Below are 26,525 nucleotides of genomic sequence, written 5' to 3'. Positions count from 1 at the left end.
AAATGTTCTGAATTTTTTTTATTTTTTTAAGTAAATTGCAATTAATAGTTAATTATATATAAGTTAAAAGATATAAAGTTTTGATATCAATAAAAATATTCATAAAATATTATGATATTCATTAATTTATTTATATTTGATTTTCAATATTTAAAATATTAATCCATTCTTAAATGGTTTTTAAGATGTTTTTCAAATCAATTATTAATAAAAATGAAACTTTCTTCACCCTTGATTACTCGCTTTATTGCATCAGCATTTTTTCTATTTTATTCATCTTTTAGTTATCTTCAAGCTCAAAAAACTTCAAATATTCATCAAAAAAAGGTTTCATCCCTTTTAGATCATTCATTTGAGTGGATTAGTAATGATACTATAAATACAGCTTTAGATGGGTTTCCTAAATTTAAAATTAAGGTAAAAAATAATGGAACAAATCGTTCTCCTGATCGTTTAGGGGTTTCATTTATTTCAATTGATTATGATGGTGTGATTGGTGGATTTGCAAATTTTCCCAATGGAGGTCATATCAAACTTGAACCAGGTGATTCAACAATTGTAAGTATTTGGTCTCAGGGTGTCAAAGAAAGACCTATCAATGATAAAGATGCAAATGACATTTTTTCTAGAGATATTGGATTCAAATTCCGAGTTGATGATTTTAATAATCCTCAAGAACATATTGTTCGAAAAACTATCAAATTTATGGATTGGGAAAGACCTGTAAGATTAGAAAAAATAAACGGTTCTATGCAAATTAGTGGAATAATTCCTGCAGATTTGAACAGCACTTCCATTTCTGGAAATACATCCCAAGAAACCAAAGTTTACATCAGAACTCCATATGCTCAGGAATTAATTGAAATTTCTAGAGGTCCAGCCAATCAGTCACTTTCTTTTCAAGCCAATATTTTGCCAAGAAAGGATTGGTATTTAGTGGTTGATCAGCCATCATATGTAAGAAGTGTAACACATATTACTTCAGAAAATGCGACCAATATTCAAATTAATAGAAAAGAGGCAGGAATTATCATTCCAAAGTATGAATTACATAATGTAATAAATACTCCTACAGGATTTTGGCGAGGTGCAATATCAGAAACTGAACAAACTTTTGTGGTTTTTCCAGGGCAAGAAAACTGGAAAGCAGAGAATACAACTGTTTTAAAACAAAATAGTAGTATTTATAAAATGAATTTTGAAGGGACACAAATTTGGAGTCATGAAACAGGTTGGGAAGTTTGGGGTGGAGATATGACTTCTGATGGAAAATGGGTTTCTTATATTGTCAATCCTGCACCTGGCCCTAAAGAGCATAAAATGGTGATTTTAAATGGTGAAACTGGAAATGTTCATTGGGAAATAAAAACAACTGCTGATGAAGCTTATTCTGCAACTGGACGCATTCTTGAATCTGTTGCTATTGAGTTGTCTGATGACGGAACTTTTGTTGCTTTTGGAACTTCTGCTGGTGGTCAAGTTACTATAGCAAATATTCAAAACAAGGAAATTTTATGGTCTTTTCCCGATGAAACGTATCCATATACAACTGGATTTGGTCAAGTTCGTGAAATGAGATTTTCGGACGACAATCAATATCTTTACATTGGTTCTGGAGATAGTTATCTCTTTAAATTACGTCTTTCAGATAAGAAAATCTTATGGAAAACATACATTGCAGCTTGGCCTTTTGTGAATGGTATGAATTTTAGTCCAGATAAAAAATATATTTATACAGGCACAAAAGCTTATGAACTATCAAAAATAGATGCAGCAACTGGTGAACTCATTTGGCAAATAGAACCTCAAAAATTTGATGCTGAAGTTTCACGAGATGGAAAATATGTAGCAACATTTGGAGGTCTTTTATTCGAGACTGAAACAGGACAATTTTTAGGTTCTGGCAAAGACAGAACGCATGTGCTTAATGGTGAAAAGTTCACAATTGGAGTAAATAAAGAAATCACAACCTATGATTTTGGTGGAAAAGTTTGGAATGTGAGTGAACAATCTGGAATAGGTGATTGTGCAGGTTGTCAAGTTCAGTGGTCTTATCTTAGTCTTGATGAGCAATATGTTATTGTCTCTGCACGCGATATGACTGAAAGTTTTCCAACTCCAGGTCCTGGAATTGCTATTTATAAAAGAGTAGCAGGTACAAATCTTTCAGTAGATGATGAATTAAATAGATTGCCAAAACAAATCGAATTAAAACAAAATTATCCAAATCCATTCAATTCAAAAACAGCTATTGATTTTTCACTTCCTTTTGATGCTGAAGTTAAAATTGAAGTATTTTCATTATTAGGTCAATCAGTATCTGTGATTTTAAATGAAAAAAGAAACGCTGGATTACACACTATAGAATTTGATGCTGCTGGCTTGGCAACAGGAATGTATATTTATAGATTAACTACTCCAACATTTTCTATTTCAAAAAAGATGAATTTACTGAAATAGATATGGATAAACGTGATATTGCTTAAACTATTTATCATACGTCATATCCAAAACGGAAACTTAAAAGTTTCCGTTTTTTTTTGTTGAATAAATTGTATTTTTGAGGTATGAAACTACTAATAATCAACGGGCCAAATTTGAATCTCTTAGGGAAAAGAGAGCCAACAATTTATGGCAATGAAACTTTTGAAATGTATTTTGATACCTTGAAACAAAAATTTCAACACCTAGAATTGCATTATTTTCAATCAAATATCGAAGGTGAAATTATTGATAAACTCCACGAAGTTGGGTTTGATTTTGATGGAATTATTTTAAATGCAGCAGCTTATACGCATACTTCTGTTGGCATTGGTGATGCCGTTAAAGCCATTCAAACGCCTGTTGTTGAAGTACATATTTCCAATATTCACGCACGTGAGGAATTTCGTCATCACAGTTTTATTGCGCCAAATGCGAAAGGAATTATTGTAGGTTTTGGTCTAAAAGGATATGAATTGGCGATTCAAAGTTTTGTATAAAACGAATCGATTTCAAAAATCATTTTTATATCTGCACGATTGTAATGTGCGTTTGTTTCCAAAGGAACTTCTTTAAACCCAATTTTTTCGTACAAAGTTATTGCAGGAATCAATTTTCGATTGGAATATAAAGTAATGCTTTCCCAACCTTGATTTTTTCCAAAATCTAAGCAATATTTCACAAGCATTTCTCCAATTTTTTGACCTCTAAAATTAGGTTTTACAGCCATTTTACTCAATTCAAAAAAATCTTTTTGATTGATGATTGAAACAACTCCCACAATTTCATTTTGGTATTTTGCTAAGAAAATAAATCCACCTTTGTCTAAAATATATTCTTTTGGATGACTCAAAACTTGCTCATCATAAGGTTCTATATAAAAATAATTGCGAAGCCATTCTGCATTCAATTCGTAAAAATCTTTTGAATATTGATTTTCAAAAGGGATAATTTCAATTTCCGTTTGCACATTGTTCATGGCATATTCTATAATTCGTTCTTTTGGATGAAAAGGTTTAATATCATTCAAGCCTAACTTTTCAATGGCAATCTTTATTTTTTCATCTTCAGCAATTGAAGTTGATCTATTTTCTAGGGTCAAGAAAAAATCAGCTGCAGCTATCATTGCTTGTAAAGGCATCAAACCAATCAATTCTGAACCTGTGATTTTTACGCCAATTTCATCCCCAATTTTAGTAGCTTCATCAAAAACTTGATGCATGGAATTGAGTTGAAAATTTGTCAAATTACAAGAAACTTGCGCAATTCCAAAATCTTCTAAAAACCAACCAATGGCTTTCACAGCTTTTAATTTCCCAGGAATTCTGACAGTTTCACCATTTTCATGTGTTACCAAACTTCCTGATTCTCTTATTTTAGAAGCAATTTGATTGGCTAATTTGACTGATGTTGAATTCAAATTTAGATTGTAAGCTATCAAAAAATTGCGAGCACCAATGGCAGTAATTCCTGATTTTCGAATTTGTTCATTGTATTTTTTGGGGCCAAAATCGAGTTGCCAATTGTTTTTTTTGATTTTTTCTTGCAATCCTTCGTATTCTCCTGAACGAATGGACGCTAAGTTTTTTTTCTGTTCTTCTATGGAAGCAAATTCATAAAAATAGCCAGAAATCCCCAACTCTTTTCCTACTTTTTCACCCAATTTATGCGCATATTTAACGGTTTCTTCCATTGAAATATTGGCAATAGGAATTAAAGGACATACATCTGTAGCACCAAATCTTGGATGTGTTCCTTTTTGAATGCTCATATCAATCAATTCTGATGCTTTTTTGATGAGTAAAAATGCTGCTTCCACCACATTTTCTGGTTCACCAACAAACGTAAATACTGTTCTATTAGCCGCATTTCCAGAATCAATATTGAGTAATTGAACTCCTTTCACAGACTTTACAACATGGGCAATTTCTTGAATTTTTTCAAGATCATTTCCTTCGCTAATATTGGGAACACACTCAATAAGTTGCTTGTTTTTCATCAAAAAAAGATTTCAGAATTAATTGTAACGGTTTTTTCTAGCTAAAAACCAAAACCTTACTGCAAATAATAGGAGTAAAGGAATTACTGCTATTGGAAATTCTTGAATTTTTAACAACCAAAAAATGGGAATTAGGCTTAAAAAAAGCAGTAATAATAACGCATATTTTGAAATCCATTTTGGTGGATGTTGTTTTAAAAGTAAAAATGCAATCAAAAAGTTAGGAGCAAAAGCCCATAAAAAGTTGAAATTGTTGGGTGTTGTTGAATGATTGGTAAAAAACCATAAAAACACAATCAGTAATCCAATAATTCCTGAGAAAAAGAAAATGGTAAAATCGAGCAATTTGGTTCTTTTATTCTTTTGAACATCTCTAAAAGTGATGAAAATTCCGAAAATTGAAAAAAGTAAGAAAATCAACAATGGACTAAAAATGGATTTTTTTGGTGTAATTTCTTCAAAATTCAGCAATATATCTTCTCTTTTTACCAAATTTTCTGATTTTGAATCTATCTTAATAGTACTATTTTTAAAGATTGCATATACATATTTTGGCAAATACATAGTTCCTTCAGCTGTAGCTTTTTGGTCTAATTTGCTTCCTAAAGCCACATTGATTCCAAAACTTCCCCAAGAATTCCAAGGAATTTCTTGATTCATTAATTGTCTGAAAGATTGATTTTTTGGAAGATGTTCATCATTAAAAACAAGCTTTTTATTTAAAATAGTCTTAGTAATATCTCCCAATTTTGTAGCGCAATTGTCAAAATACGGATCGTATAAATAATTGCTATTTTGAGGAAGTGCATTGATTTCTAGAAACTTAAAAAATGCTTGTTTTTCATCTTGATTCAAATTCAACACTTGCTGTTTTACCCAACGTTTATCTTGCTGATACGAAGCTAAAAAATAATCAAAAGGATATCTTCCTAAACTGTATAATAATTTTCCTTTGACAAAATTTGAATAAAAATTTGGTTGATTGAAATCAAACATTCCATAATTGTAAATCAAATCCAATTGCAACATGGGATCTTTTACTCTGATGGCTGAATGCCCAAAAGCTTCGTACAATTCCGTTCCTGGACCTGCAGTAACAATGCTAATTTCGGAATATACAGAAAGTTGTACTTGTCCTTGTAATGATTTGAAAATCAGTAAAAAAAATAGGAGGAAAGCGTATTTTTTTATCATAGAAATTATCTTCTAAAAAAGCTATAATCAAACGTGATAGAGAAAATATTCGAAAATAATGCATTTCCAACACTGCCAATATTTGTCAATGCATAATCTACTTGAATGCCTTTGTATATGAATCCCAATCCAAAATTTGGTTGCATAGACAATGATTTTGAGTTATCAAATTCGGTTGTATTTTGAAAATTTCCAATACCCAATCGTAAAAAAGCAATGCGTTCGTAATCCAATTGAAAGCCGATTGCAGGATCAATACTTGCAAAATCTGTGGAAATAACATCATTTGTTTTGGCAAAACGTATGTTCAAATCCACTTCTGATAACAAATTAAAAAATCGCCCAATTCGGAAATTTTTAGCAACACCTATTTGCACTTTTGGTTTGGTAATTTCAGTAGTTTCTGGCAATTCTTGATTTTGCCCAGGAATTGCATTTTTGATTTTTTCAAACTCAGTTTCATTGATACTCCAACTATTAAAAGTGGTGGTAATATCGCGAACCATCAGCCCAAAATGCCAATCATTTCGTTCAAATTGGATTCCAGCATCAAAACCAAAACCCCAAGAAGTAGCAAATTCACCAATAATTCTGCGAACAACTTTGGCATTGACACCAAATTTTACATCTTTAAAAATCAAATCTCTAGCATACGCAACATTGAAAGCATAATCAGCAGCAGAAAATAGACTCACTCTGTTAAAATCAATATTTCCATCACCATCAATCAACTCAGTTGTGTTTAAAATATCATCCACACCAAATCGAATTACAGAAAAACCCAAAGCGCTTTTTTGATCAATTGGCATGGCAAAAGCCGCATAATTGTAATTGGCAATTCCTGCAAAATAAGAAGCATGCATTAACGAACCTTGATAGTCTTCAATGCCTGCCAAACCAGCTGGATTCCAATACATTGCGTTTACATTATTCGTAGTTGCCACCACAGCTTTGCTCATTCCTAAAGCAGCAGCATCCACACCAATTGTTAAAAATTCGTTGGAATAATTTCTAAAAGCTTGTGCCTTTAGAAGTATTGGAAATAGCATTGAAAGAAGTAAAATTTTATATTTCAAGGACATCAAAAATTGAATAACAAATATCTAAAAACCTAGTAAAATAACAGTCGATTTTGAGAGATATTGTTTACAAAATCGGAATTTGAATATTTTCTTTGATAAAACGTGCAATTCGATCTTCCAACCACATGTTTTCATATGCTTTAAAAGAGTTTATAAAACCAACATGACCACCATATTTTGGAGTTTCTAAGTGAAAAAAAGGTGAATGATGAGCTTCTTCAAAAGGAAAACATTCTTTTGATAAAAAAGTATCGTCTTTTGCATTGATCAAAAGTGTTGGTTTTTTGATTGCTAAAATATATGGTTTTGAACTCGCTTTTTCCCAATAATCTTCTGGACTTTCAAAGCCAAAAACAGGTACTGTATATAAATGCTCTAAATGTTTGAATTTGGTTGCTTTGAATAATTTGTCTTTATCCAACTGAAATTCAGGAAATTTGTATGCTTTTTCCAAAACCTTGGTTTTCATGGTTTTAAAAAAAACTTCGAGATAGAGTTTGTTCTTTATTTTGTCCATTTCCTTTTCAGCACTGGCAATGTCAATTGGTACAGAAACTGCAATTCCACCTTTGATTGTTGGTGAAATTTCATCACTTTTTTCGCCCAAGTATTTTAATGTTAGATTTCCTCCCAAACTAAAACCAATAATTATGATGTTTTTATAATCATAATTGTCTAATAAATGATTTACGACAAAATCAACATCTTCTGATTTTCCACTGTGATAGGTTGATAAAAGTAAATTATCTTCGCCACTGCAACTGCGTAAATTGAAACAAACAGTATCTAATTCTTTAGCATTCAAATGATTGGTTGTTGAAGTCATGTATTTGGAATCTGAACTTCCTTCCAAACCATGAATTAAAACAGCTAAGCTATCTGAACCAACGAATGAAAAATCCAAATCAATAAAATCATCATCCCAAGTGGTGATTCTTTTTCGAGAATACTTGGCAATATCTTTCATGAACAATGGTCTATACATCGTATTGAAATGACTGTTTCTGAAAGGAATAGTTGGTAAAAAATCGGATGTAAAGACGGGCATATGACGTATTTTTTACAAATATGAGAAAAAAATGATTGAAAACACAAAAGCACTTTCAATAGATTTCTTACTTTAGCCTATCAATACAATCAACTAACCAATGAAAATCAAAAGTTATATTCCAAATTTATTAACATTAGCCAATCTTTTTTGTGGTGCAGTTGCAGCAATGTATGCTGTAAAAGGATTTTATGAAATGACTGCAATTTTTGTTGCAATCGGAATTCTTTTTGATTTTTTAGATGGATTTGTAGCGCGCATTTTAGGAGTTAGTGGTGAACTTGGGAAACAATTAGATTCATTGGCAGATGTTGTTACAAGTGGAGTTGTACCTGGATTATTGATGTTTTTTTTGATCAAAACCAATGTTATCAATGGTCCAAATGTAGAAATGGAAATTTCTTTTGGACAATTTGAACCGAAATTTGGATTGTTACCTTATGTCGCATTTTTAGTAACACTTGCAGCTGCATATCGTTTGGCAAAGTTTAATATAGACACCAGACAAACAGATTCATTTATTGGTTTGCCAACACCAGCCATGAGTTTATTTGTGATTTCATTACCCTTAATTTATCAAACTACGGATATTGAAATGGTGAAAACGTTGCTATTAAATAATAATTTTTTAATAGGAATTACAGTAGTCTTAAGTTTTTTAATGAATGCAGAAATTCCGCTTTTTTCTCTAAAATTTAAAAACTTTTCTTTGAAAAAGAACCTAGTGAAATATGTGTTTCTTGCAGTTTCAGGAGCAATGATTGTTTTGTTGAAATATATGGCAATTCCGATGATAATTACTTTTTATGTAGTTTTATCAATGGTAAATAATTTGTTTAAAAAAGCTTAAAGGACTTTTTTCTTTTTGAGTTCAAAATCTTTGCCAAGATACACTTTACGCACCATTTCATCTGCAGCCAATTCTTCAGGAGTTCCTTCTTTTAGGATGCTACCATTATACATCAAATAAGTTTTGTCAGTAATTGCTAAGGTTGCTTGCACATCATGATCTGTAATTAAAATTCCGATATTTCGATCTTTTAAATGTGCTACAATATTTTGAATGTCTTCAACAGCAATTGGATCAACACCTGCAAAAGGTTCATCTAACAAAATAAAATTTGGATCAGAAGCCAAACAACGAGCAATTTCTGTTCTTCGTCTTTCACCACCAGATAATAAATCTCCACGATTTTTTCGAACGTGGCCAATGTGAAATTCTTCAATTAAAGATTCTAGTTTCTTTTTTTGATCTGATTTAGAAAGTTTGGTGAATTGCAATACAGACATGATATTGTCTTCCACAGAAAGTTTTCTAAAAACAGAAGCTTCTTGTGCCAAATATCCAATGCCTTTTTGAGCACGTCTGTACATGGCATCATTGGTTATTTCTTCATCATTCAAATAAATATGACCTTCATTGGGTTTGATCATACCCACAATCATGTAAAAACAAGTTGTTTTTCCAGCACCATTTGGTCCCAATAAACCTATGATTTCTCCTTGTTTTACCTCCAAAGAAATTCCTTGAACTACTTTTCTGCTTCCGTAAATTTTTTGGATGTTTTCAGCTCTTAAAATCATTTTTTGAAAACTAGGTTAACTATTATTTGAATTATAAAGTAAATGTACCAATTTTGATTTTTTGTGAATCTTAATTTGCTCTTAAAAATAGAAAATCAATTAATTCTCACTTTCTAAAGCCTCCCAAAATTCGACAGCTCTTCGCAAATGCGGAATCACAATGGTACCTCCAACCAACGTTGCAATAGACATGGTTTCCATCATTTCTTCTTTTGTAACGCCATTTTTATACGCTGTTTCTAGGTGATAGGCAATGCAATCATCGCATCGTAAAACAGCTGATGCCACCAAACCTAATAATTCTTTGGTTTTGACTGATAAATGGCCTTCAGTATACGTATTGGTATCTAAATTGAAAATTCTTTTGATAACTTTATTATCAGTTGCCAGAATTTTCTCATTCATTTTTTGACGATACTCGTTAAACTCTTGAACTTTTTTGTGCATTTTTTTCTTGATTTTTAATAACTCTAAGTGAAACTAAAATTCCAATTTCATACAAAATCATAATTGGAATGGTAACAATAATTTGACTAGCAATATCTGGAGGCGTTATGATTGCAGCAACAATCAATACAACAACTAAAGAATGTTTTCTGTATTTTCTTAAAAATTGAGGTGTTAAAAGTCCAATTTTTGTCAAAAAATAAATAACAACTGGCAATTCAAAAATGATAGAAACGCCAATTAATAAATTGGTTACCAAGCTTATATGAGATTGTAACGTAAAGCTATTGACAATATTATCAGAAATTTGAAAGTTGTATAAAAAGTGAACTGAGATAGGTGCAATTACATAAAAACTAAACCAAACACCAATGAAAAATAGGAGTGAAGCAATAAAAATAAATCCTCTAGAACTTTTAATTTCTTTTTCTGTCAATCCTGGAGAAACAAATCGCCATATTTCCCATAATAAATAAGGAAACGCCACAATGACTCCTAAAATAATGGAAGACCAAAGTGAATTCATTAATTGTGATGTAACTTCGATACTTTGCAATTTTTTATCTGAAAAAGAAACATGGCAAAAATCACTATCTAATCCAAAGAAATTAAAAAAGTCACAAAAAACTTGGTAGGTAATAAAATCCGATTGAATATGAGCTAATAAAAAATAGTCATACACTTGCTCAGAATATACAAAAAAACCAACTGCCAAAATAATTACTACAACTGCACTTCTTACTAAATGCCATCTTAATTCTTCTAAATGTCCTAAAAAAGACATTTCTTTTTGTTGTGCTGCCATTAAAAAATTCCTTCTTTGATTAGATCGTGTAAATGTACAACTCCTATATAATTATCATCGTGATTTGTTACTAATATTTGAGTAATACTATTTGTTTCCATTCGGTCTAGAGCTTCAATTGCCATAGCATCTTCTTGAATGGTTTTTGGATTTTTACTCATAATATCTTTCGCAGTCAAATGATTGATTTCTGTTGATTTTGTAAGCATTCGTCTAATATCACCATCTGTGATAATTCCAAGAATTTTCGAATTTTCAACAACAGCAGTTACTCCCAATCTTTTTTCCGAAATTTCTACAATCACTTTTACAATGGAATCATTTTCAGTTACTTGAGGCATTTCGTTGTTGACAATCAAATCAGAAACACGCAAATACAAACGCTTTCCTAAAGCGCCTCCTGGATGGTATTTTGCAAAATCCGAACTTGAAAATTCTTTCAATTCTAACAAGCAAACTGCCAAAGCATCACCCATCACTAATTGAGCTGTGGTGCTTGTTGTAGGCGCTAAATTGTTTGGACAAGCTTCTTTTTCAACAAAAGTATTCAGGGTAAAATCAGCATTTTTTCCTAAAAAAGAATCCATATTTCCTGTGATGGCAATGATTTTATTTCCATAGTTTTTGATCAAAGGAAGCAGTACTTTAATTTCTGGAGTGTTGCCACTTTTTGAAATGCAAATGACAACATCGTCTTGCAAAACGTTTCCTAAATCGCCATGAATAGCATCAGCAGCGTGCATAAAAACAGCAGGAGTTCCTGTAGAATTGAATGTAGCCACGATTTTTGTAGCAATATTGGCACTTTTTCCAATACCGGTAACTATTACTCTTCCTTTGGAATTGTAAATAAATTTTACAGCATTTTCAAAATTTGTATCAATAAAATTTGCTAAATTAGCAATAGCATTGCTTTCAGTTAGAATGGTATTTTTTGCAGTAGCAATAATGGTAGAAAAATCTTTCAAAAGTTATTTTTTTATCTAATTAAAAAATGTTATATCTTTATATATTAGTAACAGGCAAATTTACTATAAAATAAGTTACTTCAAAAAATATAATAATAGGATTCCGTTTTTGAACGAATATTAAAAAAGAAAATTTAGAAATATGGATTTATACAGTCCTCTTAAAAAGTATTTTGGATTCAATAAGTTTAAAGGATTACAAGAAAAAGTAATTGAAAGTATTGTAAACAACGAAAATACGTTCGTCATCATGCCTACAGGTGGTGGAAAATCATTGTGTTATCAGCTACCCGCATTGATGAAAGAAGGAACAGCCATTGTGGTTTCGCCATTAATTGCCTTGATGAAAAATCAAGTGGATGCCATAAGAGGAATCTCTGAACACAATGGAGTTGCACATGTATTAAATTCTTCCTTGAACAAAACGGAAATAAATCAGGTTAAAAAAGATATTGTAAACGGAATTACGAAACTATTATATGTTGCTCCAGAATCGCTGATAAAAGAGGAATATATGACTTTTTTACAATCGCAAAAAATATCTTTTGTTGCGATAGATGAAGCACATTGTATCTCGGAATGGGGTCATGATTTTCGACCTGAATATCGAAATTTAAAAAATATTATAAAAACTATTGATAATGTTCCTGTGATTTGTTTGACAGCAACTGCTACTGAAAAAGTGCAAGAAGACATTCTGAAAACACTTGGAATTACAGATGCCAATTGTTTTAAAGCCTCTTTTAACAGACCCAATTTGTTTTATGAAGTGCGTCCAAAAACGAAAGAAGTGGAAAAAGACATCATTCGTTTTGTGAAACAACGTCAAGGAAAATCAGGAATTATTTATTGTTTGAGTAGAAAAAAAGTAGAAGAAATTGCTCAAATATTACAAGTAAATGGTATCAAAGCAGTTCCATATCATGCAGGTTTGGATGCAAAAACAAGGGTAAAACATCAAGATATGTTTTTGATGGAAGATTGTGATGTGGTGGTTGCAACGATTGCTTTTGGAATGGGAATTGACAAACCCGATGTTCGTTACGTAATTCATCATGACATTCCAAAATCATTGGAAAGCTATTATCAAGAAACGGGTAGAGCAGGACGTGATGATGGAGAAGGCTATTGTTTGGCGTTTTATTCTTATAAAGATATTGAAAAGCTCGAAAAATTCATGTCGAGCAAACCAGTTGCAGAACAAGAAATTGGGCATGCATTGCTGCAGGAAGTGGTTGGTTATGCAGAAACTTCTATGAATAGACGAAAATATTTGTTGCATTATTTTGGAGAAGATTTTGACGAAATCAATGGTGATGGAGCAGATATGGACGACAATTCCCGCAATCCAAAGAAAAAACACGAAGCGAAAGAGGATGTTGTCAAATTGTTGAAAGTTGTCAAAGAATCCTTACAACAATACAAAGCCAAAGAGATTGTAAATATCATGATTGGTAAAGAAAATGCGTTGTTGACCTCTCATAGAACACATTTGCAATCCTATTTTGGTATTGGAAAAGACAAACCAGCAGCGTATTGGATGGCTTTAGTGCGTCAGGTTTTGGTAGTTCATTTTATTAAAAAAGAAATTGAGCAATATGGGGTCATCAAAATGGAGAGTGAAGGAGAAGCCTTTTTGAAAAAACCAACGTCGTTTATGATGACGGAAGACCATTCGTATAGTGAAGAAGATGACAATACGATTATCGCAAATGCGAAATCTTCAGGAGGTTCTGCTGACGAAGTTTTGGTGAGACAGCTGAAAGATTTGCGTAAAAAAGTAGCAATGAAATTGGGAATTCCGCCTTTTGCCATTTTTCAAGATCCTTCTTTGGAAGACATGGCATTGAAATATCCTATCAATTTAGACGAATTGTCAAAAGTGCATGGAGTAGGAGAAGGCAAGGCAAAAAAATTCGGAAAAGATTTTGTGCAGTTTATTGCGGATTATGTGGAAGAGAATGACATTTTACGACCTGATGATTTGATTGTAAAAAGTACAGGTGTCAACTCAGGATTGAAATTATACATCATTCAAAATACGGATAGAAAACTACCTTTAGAAGATATTGCAGATTCTAAAGGATTAGAAATGAGTGAACTGATTAAAGAAATGGAAGCCATTATTTATTCAGGAACGAAGTTGAATATTGATTATGCTGTAGATGATTTGCTAGATGAAGATCAGCAAGAAGAAATTCATGATTATTTCATGGAAGCAAAAACAGACAAAATTCAAGATGCTTTAGACGAATTTGATGGTGAATATGATGAAGACGAATTGCGATTGATGCGGATTAAATTTATCAACGAAGTTGGGAATTAAATATAAAAAAAAGTGGCGAGAGCCACTTTTTTTTATATTTAATTATTTTAAAAAAAACTAAACCGTCACAAAAGTCAATACAATCCCCAAAATAATGGCAATAAACTTTTTGAAGTTAAAACTATGATTTTCAGAGCCTTCAAATAAAATAATAGTAGAAATATGTAGAAAAACACCAATGATGATTGCTGTAATTTCTCTGTTGTAAATACTAAAAAAATCAATTTTATCTGCTACTAAAACCCCCAAAGGACTCATCAACCCAAAAACCAATAGAAAGAATGCAATTGTTTTTTTAGAGAAATTGGCATGGATTAAATAGGTGGTCAATACAATCGCTATCGGAATTTTGTGCACTACAATTCCCCAAAGCAAACTTTCGTTGGTATGTTCTATGGGTAAACCCTCTGAAAAAGCATGAATACACAAACTGATAAATAGCAATACTGGAAATTTATGTTCGTGTCCATGCAAATGGATATGTCCATGTTCAGCACCTTTTGAAAAAGATTCTAAAACGGATTGCATCACAATTCCAATCAAAATCAACAGTCCCATTTTTTTCGATTCTTGGTCTCCTGTAAAAACTTCGGGCATCAAATGCAATATGGTAATTGACAACAAATACGAACCACTAAACGCCAATAGCAATCGTACTACTTTTTTGGGTAATTGAATAAAAATCACCAAAGACGCCCCTAATAGAACAGCTAGGAGTAAAAAAATATAGGTCATTGTGCTATTAAAATTAATCTTTTTGAATAGTTTTCATCAAACGGATGTAGCTGATAATCTCCAAAAACATGTTTCAAATTCAATCCTACTTTTTCAAAGAATGCAGTCATTTTTTGCAAATCTAAATATTTTACGCTCTCCGTAAACTGATGATGTTCGCCATCAGCAAAAAAAGAAATGTGTTTTAGGATAAATCCATCTTCAATTTTTCTTTGAATGTGAAAGGTAATTCCGTCTACCATTTTAGTTTCTGATGCCACCAAAGTGTCTTTTACAAAAGAAGCATTCAAAAAATCAAAGACAAAATATCCGTTTTCTTTCAAACAATTTTTGATGTTTTGTAAGACCAAAATATCTTCTGAATCTTCTTCAAAATATCCAAAACTAGTGAATAAATTGAATACGGCATCGTATTGTAAATCAAAGGGTTCTCTCATATCTTGAATGATAAATTTCAAGCTGGAATTCTCAAATTTTTTGGCAAATTGAATGCTATTTTCAGACAAATCGGCTCCAATAACTTTGTAGCCTAATGAATTTAAAAATACAGAATGACGTCCTTTTCCACAGGGTAAATCCAACAATAATGCATTTTCTGAAAGTGGTAAAAATGCTGTAATATTTCTAATAAACTGCTGCGCTTCCAAATCATTTCTGTCCTTATACAAAATATGATAATAGGGCGTATTAAACCAGTCTGTAAACCAATCTTTTGTTCTCATATGTTTTTTGGTTGTGTAAAAGTAACCAAATCTTAGGTTAGAAAAAATGAATTTGTGTTTTTCTGAAATTTCGACGCTAGAAAATGTATTTTTGTATCGAAATTTAGCAATATGAATACTGATTTTAAAATGGTGGCTACAACAATTTTCGGTTTGGAAACTGTGTTGGCTGATGAATTACGAAATTTGGGCGCACAAGATGTTGAGCAGGGCATAAGAAGTGTTTCTTTTAAGGGTGATACCGGTTTTATGTACAAAGCAAATATTGCTTTAAGGACTGCAATCCGTATTTTAAAGCCAATCAAAGTCACTAAAATTTATGATGAAGAGGATTTGTATGATGCCATAAAAAAAATAAAATGGGATACCTATTTGAATGTGGATGGCAGTTTCTCTATTGGAGCAGTAGTCAATTCACCCAATTTCACGAACAATTCTCATTACATCGCATTAAAATCAAAAGATGCTATTGCTGATTATTTTCGCGATAAATATCAAAAACGTCCTGATGTAGATTTGGATTATCCTGATTTAAAAATTCATGTGCATATTCAAAAAGATTTGTTAACTGTTTCTTTGGATTCTTCTGGAGATTCTTTGCATAAAAGAGGGTATAGGACAGCTACCAATATTGCGCCCATCAACGAAGTTTTGGCTGCAGGTATGGTGTTGTTATCAGGTTATACTGGTGATGAAAATTTTATTGACCCCATGTGTGGTTCAGGAACCATTTTGATTGAAGCTGCTATGATTGCCAATAATATTCCTGCAAACATCAATCGAAAACATTTTGCGTTTGAAAACTGGAAAGAGTATGATGAGGATTTGTATTTTACAATTCAAGATTCTTTATTGAAAAAAATTCGCAGTTCTCACTTTAAAATTATGGGATTTGACAAAGCGCCTTCTGCCATTGTTAAAGCGAAACAAAATATCATTTCCGCCAATTTAGAGGAATTTATTGGAGTACATCACGTGAATTTTTTCAATTCTAAAAAGGAAGTTTTTGGCAATACAACCATTTTGTTCAATCCTCCTTATGGCGAACGTTTAAATGTGGAACTTGCTGAGTTTTACAAGAAAATAGGGGATACTTTAAAACACAATTATCCTGGCTCCACAGCTTGGTTGATCACTTCAAACGTTGATGCGCTGAAACATGTTGGTTTGAAAACTTCCCGCAGAATTCCATTAAAAAACGGAGATTTGGATTGTAAGTTTGTACGGTACGATTTGTACGAAGGTTCTAAAAAAGCGTCCAAAAACAATTTAGACGCCCTTAAGAATATCAATGAAGATTGATGGTTTTTCAAACATTGGAAAATAGCCACAATCGGCTATCAAATGTGTTTTTTCAACAGTCAAAAAATGGTTGATTCTTTCAGGAGTATCTATATCTCCTGAGGATTTGTCCATTCCCCAAATTATTTCAATTGGAGCATTCGTGTTTTTAATGGCATCTAGCCATCTGTTAGAGGATTGTAGAATTTCTACACCCCAATAATTGATAAAATTCAAAGTTTTCAGTCCGTCATTCAAAAGCAATAATTCCCAGGAAGTTTTCAAAGCTTCCTCCGAAATGGCATTGGCATCACAAAAATTCAAGCGAATGCATTTTTTAAACATTTCAAAAGAACTTACCATTTTCATAAAACCTGCATTGATATATTTTAAGATTTGTCCTTGTGCCTCCATATTGGGGCTCAATTCTACGGACAAACTCAAATTCAATAACCAAATTTTAGACACTTTTAAGTCACTAAATCCTGCGTTAATAATGGAGAGTATTTCACACAAAATACTCGCTCCAAAACCTTGCGCCATGATTGCAACTTCTTTGATATTATGCTCCTCAAGCAGCCTTAAAAGCATCTGCGCTTGTTCAATAAAAGAGAAATAAAAATTGGTTGGTTTGGAAGAAAACCCAAAACCAATCAAATCGGGTATCATTAAACGATATGATAGTTTTAATTCATCAATTACTTTATGGTAATCGAATGAACTCATGCCAAAACCATGAATTACTAAAACTACTTTGTCACCCACTACAGAATCGATGAATGATACCCTTTGATTAAACAATTTAATTGTTTGATGCTTGGCTTGCCAGTCAGAAATGTTCATTTGCTTCCTTTAGGCAGTTGCAAATTCATATTTATAGGAATGGTATGCAGTTTGATCTAGTTCTCTAAGAATCATCAGCAACCAATTGATAGGTTCTCTATCCAAAACAAAACAATGTTTGTTTTCAATAATTTCTATATTGTTGTGATGATCTGATGCAAGATTTAGCAATAAGTCTTTGATGTTTGCAAAATCGTCTTTTCGCCAAAATATTTTAACAGGAATGTTCGTTTCTTTCAAAGCGCTCATCCATCTATGCCAGTACAAATAGGTTTCTTCATTGTAGCAGCACAATACCAAGGCTTCTTTTTGATGCTCTAATTCATTGAATTTTTGCCAAATTCTATCAATTTTAGCCTTGTCTTCGTATTTTTTATTTTCAACAGAAAGTTCATAAAACAAGTTGTTCTTGTAATTCATCAAGATGTTCTTGTATTTTGCTAACTTTTTGTTTCTAATCAATGCTGTTATGGTATTCAAATCTGAATAAAAATCATTTTTCACACTATTACAAATCAACAATTTCTTGATGTTGAATGAAATCAAGTTGGCGTTTTTCTTATACAAAATTTCTTTTGCAATTTTAGAACCATATCCATCTGCCAATATTGAAAAACTTTTCAAATTGAGTTTTCTCCATAGCTCAATACAAACGTTTGCTTGATCCATCAGCGAGAAGCAATAAGTATCAGGCAAATCAGAAAATCCAAAACCAAAATGGTCATGAACAATCACTCTGTAATATTCGCTTAATGTTGGGAGAATTTTGTGGTAATCATAGGAGGTTGATGGGTATCCATTAATGATTACGATTGTTTCTTTAGATGAAGTTTCATCTGCTGTATCAATGACAAAAAGATCGTTGTTGTTAATACGAACGAATTTGCCATAACTTTTCCACTCTTGTGCAGTCATAATTTCGGGGGATTAATTAATAACTTGAAATGTTACTACAAATATATAATTTTATTTTAAAGATACGCAAGTGATTTGTTAGTTTTTTTTAAATTTAACGTTATGAATTCCTTATTTTGTTGTTGTATTGAAAATAGCCCTACTTTAATACTGTATTTTTATTAATGTATCTCTGAACCATATCATTCAGTTCTCAATATTATTATGAGAACAGTATTATGATAACCTAAATTTTAAGTAATTTTGAAATCAAAACAGCATTCCATTGAATTCACCTTACTTTATTGATGTTATTTTACCCATCCCAATTCAAAAGGCATTTACCTATTCAGTGACCCAAGATGAAGCTGGTTTTATCCAAAAAGGCATGCGAGTGGCTGTTTCTTTTGGAAACAATAACATGTATACAGGCTTGGTTTTAGACATTCATCAAAACGAACCTTTATTATATGAAGCCAAAGAAATTCATCAAATTTTAGACGAAACTCCCATCGTTTCTTCCAAGCAACTTTCGCATTGGCAGTGGATTGCTGAGTATTATATGTGTTCTTTGGGCGAGGTGTATAAAGCAGCTTTACCGTCAGCACTCTTGCTAGAAAGTGAAACTGTGGTGTTTAAAAACCAAGGATTTACAGATGAATCTATCCTAGAAGATGAAGAATTTTTGATTTTTGAAGCATTACAGCGCCAATCACAACTGACCATACATCAAGTTGCAGATATTTTGGGAAAGCAAAAAGTAATGCCCATCATCAACCAATTGATTAAAAAATCAGTCATTTATATAAAGGAGGAAATTTACGAACAATACCGACCCAAATTGGAGAAATATGTTCGTTTGCATTCGCAATTTGCTGATGATCATTCTTTGGAAAAATTACTTTCAGAGTTGTCAAACGCCAAAAAACAACATACAGCAGTATTGACATTTTTTCAATTGAATGCTGCCAAAAAAGCCATCAAAGCAAAAGATTTAGAGAAAAAAGCAGGTATTTCTAGCGCTGTTTTAAAAGCCTTGGTGGATAAAAATGTGTTTGAATTTTACCATTTGCAAGTTGACAGAATTACTTTCCAAGGAAACTCAAATCCTTTGAAACATCTTAATGAGTTTCAAGAGAAAGCCCTTTCGCAAATCCAAGAATCTTTCCTTGAAAAAGAGATTGTATTGTTTCATGGCATTACGAGCTCTGGAAAAACGGAAGTCTATGCCAAATTGATTGAAGCACAATTGCAGCAAGGAAAACAAGTCCTATTTTTATTGCCCGAAATTGCATTGACCGTTCAAATCATTTCGAGATTGGAACAGTATTTTGGCGATCAAATTTCGGTTTTCCATTCCAAATATTCCATCAACGAACGCGTGGAAGTGTGGTATCATGTGCTGGAAAACAAACCAAAAGCGCAAATTATTTTGGGGGCACGTTCCGCCATTTTTTTACCATTTTCCAATTTGGGATTGATTGTAGTGGATGAAGAACATGAATCGTCTTACAAACAATTTGAACCTTCTCCAAGATACAATGCACGAGATGCTGCCATGGTGTTGGCAAAAATGCATCAAGCAAAAATGGTTTTAGGCTCTGCAACTCCTTCTTTAGAAAGTTATTTCAATGCCACTCAGCATAAATATGGGTATGTATCTCTCAATAAGCGATTTGGAGAAGTGAAAATGCCCAAAATTGAGCTGATTGACTTGAAAGAAAAACAACGAAAAAAACAGCTAAATGGTCATTTTTCAGATACATTATTGAGCTACATTCAGCAGGCATTAGACCAAAAAGAACAGGTAATTCTGTTTCAAAACAGGCGTGGTTTTTCGCCTATTGTGGAATGTACTACGTGTGGATTTTCACCACAATGCCCCAACTGCGATGTGTCTTTAACCTATCATAAATTCAAGCACGAATTGCGCTGTCATTATTGCAGTTACCAACGTGCAATGCCCAATAATTGCGGTGCTTGTGGAAGCAGTACCATCGATACCAAAGGATTTGGAACAGAACAAATTGAGCTAGAATTAAAAGCCTTATTTCCTGATTTCAACATTGGGAGAATGGATTTAGATACCACTCGTGGCAAATTTGGATTTCAAAAAATCATTGGTGCTTTCGAAGCAAAAGAAATCGATATTTTGGTGGGCACTCAAATGCTCTCCAAAGGATTGGACTTTGACAACGTGTCTTTGGTGGGCATTTTGAATGCAGATGCCATGTTGAATTTTCCTGATTTTAGAGCCTATGAACGCGCATTTCAAATGATGGTGCAGGTTTCTGGAAGATCAGGAAGGGCTTTAAAACAAGGAAATGTTGTCATTCAAACTTTCAATCCTGAACATGCAATTTTACAACAAGTAGCCAATGCAAACTACGAAGCAATGTTTCGTGAGCAGCTGCAAGAACGTTCAAAATACAAATATCCTCCTTATTTCCGATTGATTAAAATCACCCTAAAGCACAAAGAATATTTGAAGGTTGATACAGGAATCAATTGGCTTTTCCAGGCATTACAAGGTGTTTTTGGAGAAAATGTGTTGGGACCTTCAACTCCTTCAGTGTCGCGAATCAGAAATCAGTATATCAAAAATTTGGTGATTAAAATTCCCCCAAAACAATCGCTTTCTGCCACCAAAAAACAGGTTCAAAAAATTAAAGACACCTTTGAAGCCGTTAAGGAATTCAGACCTATTCGTTTTGTGATTGATGTGGATGCGTATTGATAGTCGATTCTCGATGTTCGGTAATCGAAATCCGGTACCTGCATTTTTACAATTCCGTGCGTACCCAATTGCTATCGCCTACGTGTGCAACTGCCATTCCCTCAGTGCCCAATTACCAACTATTGTACTATTAATACCTTAAAAACACTAGTATTTATGACTTATAAATACTAGTATTATTGACTAAAATATACTAGAATATCTATCTATAAATACTACTATATTTATTTGATAATACTAGTATATTTTAGTCAAAAATAGTATTATATTTGGGTAGTCCTCACGGTACGCAGTGGCAACTGGGCACGTACGCAACTGCAATTGCGCAGGTAGGGAGTTGCAAAGAAACACGAACAACCATTTAAAAACACATTTATGGCATTACAATACCGAATTACCAAACGATCTAACAGCATAAACAACAACAGTGATTTGTATATCATGCAAGCCATTCATACAGGTAAAATGGATACCGACGAATTATCGGAAATAATAAGCAGTGAATCGAGTTTGTCTGAGGCAGACATCAAAGCTGTGTTGCTGTCATTAGGAAAAAAAATGCAGCTTTATTTGCAGCAAGGTAGGGTCATAGAGCTTGATGCTATAGGAACTTTTAAAATGAGTTTTCAATGCACAGCGGCAGACGATCCCAGCAAACTGAAATCACCTCAAAGCATTAAAAAGTTTCATATCAATTACCAACCTAGCAAAAAAATGAAACGCTTGCTAAAAAAAGGTGTCCCTGTTTTAAAAGAGGTATAGGGTATTACAGATTTTTGATACAGGATTTTTTGGCTATTTTTAAGTTTAAAGTTACTGGTATTGGTTTTATTTGTATTTTGGGAGCTCAATGGGCAACTTTGTTTTTTTATAAAAGTTACATAAAGTTGCGCATATAAACTAGTTGTGTGTAATTTGAGGAATGAGACAAACGATAACCAAAAGTGATAAAAATTTAAGAATTCTGAACAAATTAATTGTGAACGGATTCTATAATGGATATATCGGAACTGAAAAGTTTGAATTAATGCGGAATCGTTTTCCAAACAATCACAGACTAATCGGAATTGTGAATGACACAGGTAATTACGATTTGAAATTTGACTTTAAGTCACCAATGAATATTTTAGCGAAAGTTTTACTCGGACTCGGAATTCTGATTTCAATAATTTCGCTGATTAAAGGAAATTGGATTTTGCCGATTGTGTTTGTTGTTTTCGGACTGATATTGTTTGCGGATTTTAAGCTAAAAGAGAAAAAAGAAATAAATCTATTTACGGATAAACTATTGGAGTTCCATAAAACTGAATATGATTAAATTAAAAAACTAATGTTTTTAAGATTTGTAGTTGGTACTGATTCTCAATCACCAAGAGAGTTAACAGGCTTATTCACTGAAGTGGAATATTTAAGAAAAGAAGGACTTTTGTTAGATTATCAAGAAAATATGGTAGATAATATATTCGGATATTTCAACAACAATCTTCCTTGTCCACCTTATTCCGAGACAAATTGGTCAATCAATGCAATTTCTTGGTTTAGAGATTCTGCTACTGAATTTATAAATAAGATGTGGGATTTAAAAGCAATTTTGGAACAAAATGACATTAGCGTAAGAATTCTAAAAGTTGAAAAACCTGGAATGATATTATATGAAGATGAATTCCAAGTAGTAGCACAAGATAGAGTTCATTAAAAAAAACTACACACAACACAGTATAAAATTAATGGCTAGTTCTCGCCTACTTACGAAAATCCTCGCGGATTTTCTATCTGGTGTTTATTTGCTAAATTAGTTGCTTAACCACGCCACTAATCTTATACATAAACGTTGTGTGCCATTTGAACAAAAATGGAGAATATTAAACAAATAAAGTTCCAAAACAAAAAGAAGCCAACTGCTCAATTTGATATTTTGAAGTTGGAAAACCTTTTTAAGCGAAAAGATTTAGACCACTCTATTGAAGAATTTCACAAAGTCAATTTTTTTGCAATTATCCTAATCGAAAACGGAACAGGGTATCACACAATTGATTTTACGGAATATAAATGCTCTAAAGGGACAATCCTCACCATTAGAAAAGACCAAATACACAAGTTTTTTAGAAGTGATTCCATAAACGGTTCGCTCTTTCTTTTTACAGATGAGTTTTTAGTAAGCTATTTAGAAAAATCGGAGAACTTAAGAGTAATTCAATTATTCAATGATTTATTGAGTAGCCCAAAATTACAGTTATACCCAAATGACTTTTTAGAAATTCAACAAATAAAGCAACGCATAGAAAGCGAGTTCTTTGAAAAAAATGACAGTTACTCAATGCATATCATTAGAAGCGAATTGCATATTTTAACGACCAAGCTTTTAAGGATAAAATTAAACCACCAAAACCTTGACCTAGAGAGAAAGTATTTAAAAGAATTTATCGAATTTCAGAATTTAGTTGAAAGTAATGTTCACATTTATACCAAAGTAAAAGAGTATGCAAATAAATTAGGCGTTAGCACCAAAACGCTTAATACAATTACAAAAGAAATCGTCAACAAATCAGCAAAAGAATTTATTGATGATATTGCTGTAAGGCAGATTAAACGACTGCTTATCAATACAGAATTAAGCATTAAAGAAATAGCCTATAAGTCAGGGTTTGAAGAGACCACCAACTTTTATAAATACTTCAAAAGACATACGAAGTCTACACCAGAACAATTTCGTCTAGCTTATTAATTTTCCCATTTTTACAGTTATTTAGCGTTTTTGTATAGCTCAAACATTCAAGTTTAGAACCACCTTTGTATCATAATTTTAAAATCATAAAAATATGGCAAAAGGAATAACGATACTTGGAATACTCGTGCTTGCAATCACGATAATCAGTTGCAATTCAACTAAACATTCACAATCAAAAAAAGAAGTAAAAATGGAATTATCAAACAAAGAAAAAGTAGTAGCACTACTAAACAGTTTTAACACAGGAGACCAAACACCAATTTCTTACATTAATGCCGAAAAATATATTCAACACAATTTAGCTGTTGGTGATGGTTTAGCAGGTTTTGGCGAAGTAATGAAAAACGCACCTGAAGGTGGTTTTAAAGCTAATGTAGTAAGAGCATTTGAAGATGGAAATTATGTGTTTACACATACTGAATATGACTTTTTTGGACCAAAAGCAGGTTTTGATGTTTTTCGTTTTGAAGATGGAAAAATTGTAGAACATTGGGACAACCTAATTGAAGTCCAAAAACCTAACCCAAGCGGAAGAACCCAATTTGACGGAGCAACAGACATTACCGACAAGGAAAAAACAGAAAGTAATAAAAAAGTAGTTACTGACTTTATTGAAAAAGTATTATTGGGGCACGAAATGGACAAATTAACCACTTATATCAACCCTGAAAAATACTTACAACACAATCCTGCTGTTGCTGATGGTTTAGATGGATTTGGAGAAGCAATGAAATATTTTGCTGAAAACGGATTGGTTATGGAATACACCAAATTACACAAAGTATTAGGAGAAGGAAACTTTGTGCTTTCAATGAGCGAAGGGAAATTTGGTAAAGGTGAGCATACTGCATTTTACGATTTATTCAGACTTGAAGATGGGAAGATTGTTGAGCATTGGGACGTAATTCAAGCTATTCCACCACAATCAGAATGGAAAAATACCAACGGAAAATTCTAAATTGAAGGAATAAAAACGGCACACAACACAGTGTATAAGCAATAGCGGTTTAAGTGCAAACTTGAACCGTTTTTGCATTTTATTAAGTATCTTGCTTTCCGAAAATTTAGTGGAAATAAATCCGCTACTGCTCATACACAAAACCGTTGTAGCACATTTGAGAAAAACCTATGAACAAGATTTTGACATTACCATTTTTAATAATCATTTCGTTTCTGACTTTGGGGAATTCGACTGAATTAAAAACTCTGAATGAAAGTGAATACGAAAAAAACTTAAATACTGCATCTGAATTATATTTAGGGAAAAAGAAAATTCCTGAATCTATTTTAATAAAATTAGTTCCTGAAAACTATACTGAATTCGGATTATATTACGGAACAACTGGACCTGACCATAAAATGGGAAAAACGGACTTTTTCTATGATACTACTCGACTGATTTTTGAACAAGTGACTTCTGAAAAAAATTCTGATTTTTACTTGCCGAGTTTAAATCTTGCGAGTTTTGCAGATGGAGAATATGCAGAGGAATTTATTGAGTTTTTGGAATTAATAATAAATTCGGACAAAGAAAAGTTTTGCGAATCATTAAGTGGAATAAAATATAAAAATCGTAATCCGATTAAATATTATTCTGAATTAAATAAATGTGAATAAAAACGTGCTACAACACCGTATAAAATTAATGGCTAGTTCTCGTCTACTTACGAAAATCCTCGCGGATTTTCTATCTGGTGTTTATTTGCTAAATTAAGTGCTTAAACACGCCACTAATCTTATACATAAACGTTGGCAGTAATTTGACGCAACCAATTGGTGATTTCTGCATCTATTGAGTATAATATAAAAAAAGAATTATGAAAATAGGAAAAATTAGTTTGACAATTGTTTTAGGATTAGTACTACTTACAAGTTGTAATAGTGATGACGATAATAGCACAGAACAGGAATTTGAATCAACTGCTTTAATTTCTGGTTTTGATATGACTTTATGCGCTTGTTGTGGTGGTTGGATTATTGATATAGATGGAGAAGAATCTGAAAATCGTTTTTCTAAATTACCTCAAAATTCAGATATTGATTTGGAAACTCTAGAATTTCCAATTTCCGTTAAACTGAATTGGACTGAATCGAATGAATATTGTGGACAAGGTATTACTATTGAATCTCTTGAATTGATTGAATAAAAAACTACTGCCGTGTATAATTAATTGCTTAGTTTTAGCCAATTTACGAAAGTACTCACGTACTTTCTATCTGTGTTTTATTTACTAACTTTAGTTCTTAAAACACGCAACTAATCATACACAACAACGTTAGTGGCAAGCTTAACCGAACAAAACTCAAAAGGACAAATGACAGAGAATTTAAAAATTATTAAGACGACTGAACTAAACGAACAAGCAAAACAACAAGTGCTTGAATTATGGAATAACGAATACCCTGAAAAACTTTCATACAATAGTTTGATTGAATTTGACTATTATCTTCAAAACTTAAATAACCTTAGCCATTATTTATTGACAGGTATCATAGACATAATTTTAGGTTGTGTAAGCTTCCCTTAAATTCGATCCATTCAAAAATAGAATTTTTATTCATTTAATCTGTATTCAATTGGTGATTTATTTTTAAGTGATTTATGTGGTCTATTGTAATTGTAATCGTTTATCCACTCTTGACTTATATCT

The 26,525-nt window shown here is 32.3% G+C and carries 27 protein-coding genes; 14 read left to right on the top strand and 13 right to left on the bottom strand.

Going from position 1 to position 26,525, the window contains the following annotated elements:
• Window positions 1–213 precede the first annotated feature (213 nt).
• Both IU405_RS11490 and aroQ read left to right on the top strand, forming a co-directional pair.
• Window positions 214–2,460, top strand: a complete 2,247-nt coding sequence (locus IU405_RS11490) for a T9SS type A sorting domain-containing protein (protein WP_197438757.1) — start codon at window positions 214–216, stop codon at window positions 2,458–2,460.
• 107 nt (window positions 2,461–2,567) lie between these two features.
• Window positions 2,568–2,981, top strand: coding sequence for a type II 3-dehydroquinate dehydratase (aroQ, locus tag IU405_RS11485; RefSeq protein WP_197438756.1), 414 nt, complete (start codon window positions 2,568–2,570; stop codon window positions 2,979–2,981).
• On the opposite strand, the gene ftcD is transcribed toward aroQ, so the two are convergent.
• The 4 genes from ftcD to IU405_RS11460 form a co-directional block, all read right to left on the bottom strand.
• Window positions 2,966–4,480, bottom strand: coding sequence for a glutamate formimidoyltransferase (gene ftcD / locus IU405_RS11475; protein ID WP_317193369.1), 1,515 nt, complete (start codon window positions 4,478–4,480; stop codon window positions 2,966–2,968). The two genes, aroQ and ftcD, sit on opposite strands and share 16 nt — an antisense overlap.
• A gap of 18 nt (window positions 4,481–4,498) precedes the next feature.
• Window positions 4,499–5,674 (bottom strand): DUF4105 domain-containing protein, encoded by a 1,176-nt coding sequence (locus IU405_RS11470; RefSeq protein WP_197438755.1) that lies wholly within the window; start codon window positions 5,672–5,674, stop codon window positions 4,499–4,501.
• A gap of 5 nt (window positions 5,675–5,679) precedes the next feature.
• Window positions 5,680–6,723 carry a PorV/PorQ family protein gene (locus IU405_RS11465; RefSeq protein WP_231749706.1) on the bottom strand — a complete coding sequence of 348 codons (1,044 nt, stop codon included), beginning with the start codon at window positions 6,721–6,723 and terminating at the stop codon, window positions 5,680–5,682.
• Between the two features lie 97 nt (window positions 6,724–6,820).
• The gene (locus tag IU405_RS11460; protein ID WP_197438753.1) at window positions 6,821–7,804 is read right to left on the bottom strand and encodes a YheT family hydrolase; all 984 of its coding nucleotides are present in this window, start codon (window positions 7,802–7,804) and stop codon (window positions 6,821–6,823) included.
• Window positions 7,805–7,904: 100 nt separating this feature from the next.
• On the opposite strand from IU405_RS11460, the gene IU405_RS11455 reads away from it, so the two are divergent.
• Entirely contained in the window at window positions 7,905–8,654 is a 750-nt protein-coding gene (locus IU405_RS11455; RefSeq protein ID WP_197438752.1) for a CDP-alcohol phosphatidyltransferase family protein, read from the top strand.
• Here the strand turns inward: IU405_RS11455 and lptB are convergent.
• The 4 genes from lptB to IU405_RS11435 form a co-directional block, all read right to left on the bottom strand.
• A complete protein-coding gene (lptB, locus tag IU405_RS11450; RefSeq protein ID WP_197438751.1) occupies window positions 8,651–9,388 on the bottom strand; it encodes an LPS export ABC transporter ATP-binding protein in 738 nt (245 codons plus the stop codon). The genes IU405_RS11455 and lptB overlap by 4 nt on opposite strands.
• Window positions 9,389–9,487: 99 nt before the next feature.
• On the bottom strand, window positions 9,488–9,835 hold the full coding sequence (locus IU405_RS11445; protein WP_197438750.1) for a carboxymuconolactone decarboxylase family protein: 348 nt from the start codon (window positions 9,833–9,835) through the stop codon (window positions 9,488–9,490).
• Window positions 9,810–10,640, bottom strand: coding sequence for a twin-arginine translocase subunit TatC (gene tatC, locus IU405_RS11440; protein ID WP_197438749.1), 831 nt, complete (start codon window positions 10,638–10,640; stop codon window positions 9,810–9,812). Before tatC ends, IU405_RS11445 begins: the two co-directional genes overlap by 26 nt.
• The gene (locus IU405_RS11435; RefSeq protein ID WP_197438748.1) at window positions 10,640–11,608 is read right to left on the bottom strand and encodes an SIS domain-containing protein; all 969 of its coding nucleotides are present in this window, start codon (window positions 11,606–11,608) and stop codon (window positions 10,640–10,642) included. The genes tatC and IU405_RS11435 overlap by 1 nt, the downstream gene beginning before the upstream one ends.
• Before the next feature lie 142 nt (window positions 11,609–11,750).
• On the opposite strand from IU405_RS11435, the gene IU405_RS11430 reads away from it, so the two are divergent.
• On the top strand, window positions 11,751–13,934 hold the full coding sequence (locus IU405_RS11430) for an ATP-dependent DNA helicase RecQ (RefSeq protein ID WP_197438747.1): 2,184 nt from the start codon (window positions 11,751–11,753) through the stop codon (window positions 13,932–13,934).
• Between the two features lie 57 nt (window positions 13,935–13,991).
• Here the strand turns inward: IU405_RS11430 and IU405_RS11425 are convergent, their stop codons facing one another.
• Both IU405_RS11425 and IU405_RS11420 read right to left on the bottom strand, forming a co-directional pair.
• Window positions 13,992–14,669, bottom strand: a complete 678-nt coding sequence (locus IU405_RS11425) for a ZIP family metal transporter (protein WP_197438746.1) — start codon at window positions 14,667–14,669, stop codon at window positions 13,992–13,994.
• Window positions 14,666–15,391: a class I SAM-dependent methyltransferase gene (locus IU405_RS11420; protein ID WP_197438745.1), complete on the bottom strand. Its 726-nt coding sequence runs from the start codon at window positions 15,389–15,391 to the stop codon at window positions 14,666–14,668. The genes IU405_RS11425 and IU405_RS11420 overlap by 4 nt, the downstream gene beginning before the upstream one ends.
• A 111-nt stretch (window positions 15,392–15,502) precedes the next feature.
• Here IU405_RS11420 and IU405_RS11415 point away from each other — a divergent pair, with 111 nt between their 5' ends.
• On the top strand, window positions 15,503–16,693 hold the full coding sequence (locus tag IU405_RS11415) for a class I SAM-dependent RNA methyltransferase (protein ID WP_197438744.1): 1,191 nt from the start codon (window positions 15,503–15,505) through the stop codon (window positions 16,691–16,693).
• Here IU405_RS11415 and IU405_RS11410 read toward each other — a convergent pair.
• Window positions 16,661–17,515, bottom strand: a complete 855-nt coding sequence (locus tag IU405_RS11410) for an alpha/beta fold hydrolase (protein ID WP_197438743.1) — start codon at window positions 17,513–17,515, stop codon at window positions 16,661–16,663. The genes IU405_RS11415 and IU405_RS11410 overlap by 33 nt on opposite strands.
• A 9-nt stretch (window positions 17,516–17,524) precedes the next feature.
• A complete protein-coding gene (locus IU405_RS11405) occupies window positions 17,525–18,430 on the bottom strand; it encodes an alpha/beta fold hydrolase (protein ID WP_197438742.1) in 906 nt (301 codons plus the stop codon).
• Window positions 18,431–18,695: 265 nt separating this feature from the next.
• Here IU405_RS11405 and priA point away from each other — a divergent pair, with 265 nt between their 5' ends.
• The 9 genes from priA to IU405_RS11360 all read left to right on the top strand — a co-directional run bounded on the left by priA (window position 18,696) and on the right by IU405_RS11360 (window position 26,402).
• Complete coding sequence (gene priA, locus IU405_RS11400; protein ID WP_197438741.1) at window positions 18,696–21,146, top strand: primosomal protein N'; 2,451 nt, start codon at window positions 18,696–18,698, stop codon at window positions 21,144–21,146.
• Window positions 21,147–21,521: 375 nt separating this feature from the next.
• Window positions 21,522–21,908, top strand: a complete 387-nt coding sequence (locus tag IU405_RS11395) for an HU family DNA-binding protein (RefSeq protein ID WP_197438740.1) — start codon at window positions 21,522–21,524, stop codon at window positions 21,906–21,908.
• 160 nt (window positions 21,909–22,068) lie between these two features.
• Complete coding sequence (locus IU405_RS11390) at window positions 22,069–22,464, top strand: hypothetical protein (RefSeq protein WP_197438739.1); 396 nt, start codon at window positions 22,069–22,071, stop codon at window positions 22,462–22,464.
• A gap of 12 nt (window positions 22,465–22,476) precedes the next feature.
• Entirely contained in the window at window positions 22,477–22,842 is a 366-nt protein-coding gene (locus tag IU405_RS11385) for a hypothetical protein (protein ID WP_197438738.1), read from the top strand.
• 156 nt (window positions 22,843–22,998) lie between these two features.
• Complete coding sequence (locus tag IU405_RS11380; RefSeq protein ID WP_197438737.1) at window positions 22,999–23,871, top strand: AraC family transcriptional regulator; 873 nt, start codon at window positions 22,999–23,001, stop codon at window positions 23,869–23,871.
• A gap of 193 nt (window positions 23,872–24,064) precedes the next feature.
• Complete coding sequence (locus IU405_RS11375) at window positions 24,065–24,832, top strand: nuclear transport factor 2 family protein (RefSeq protein ID WP_197438736.1); 768 nt, start codon at window positions 24,065–24,067, stop codon at window positions 24,830–24,832.
• A 170-nt stretch (window positions 24,833–25,002) separates the two neighbouring features.
• The gene (locus IU405_RS11370; protein WP_197438735.1) at window positions 25,003–25,491 is read left to right on the top strand and encodes a hypothetical protein; all 489 of its coding nucleotides are present in this window, start codon (window positions 25,003–25,005) and stop codon (window positions 25,489–25,491) included.
• A gap of 200 nt (window positions 25,492–25,691) precedes the next feature.
• Entirely contained in the window at window positions 25,692–26,021 is a 330-nt protein-coding gene (locus tag IU405_RS11365) for a hypothetical protein (protein ID WP_197438734.1), read from the top strand.
• 132 nt (window positions 26,022–26,153) lie between these two features.
• A complete protein-coding gene (locus IU405_RS11360) occupies window positions 26,154–26,402 on the top strand; it encodes a hypothetical protein (RefSeq protein WP_197438733.1) in 249 nt (82 codons plus the stop codon).
• Between the two features lie 26 nt (window positions 26,403–26,428).
• Here the strand turns inward: IU405_RS11360 and IU405_RS15920 are convergent, their stop codons facing one another.
• Entirely contained in the window at window positions 26,429–26,521 is a 93-nt protein-coding gene (locus IU405_RS15920; protein ID WP_410896734.1) for an integrase core domain-containing protein, read from the bottom strand.
• Window positions 26,522–26,525 lie beyond the last annotated feature (4 nt).

This window comes from Polaribacter sp. BAL334, assembly GCF_015767435.1.
Classification (GTDB): domain Bacteria; phylum Bacteroidota; class Bacteroidia; order Flavobacteriales; family Flavobacteriaceae; genus Polaribacter.
This window is presented reverse-complemented; position numbering and strand designations above follow the sequence as displayed.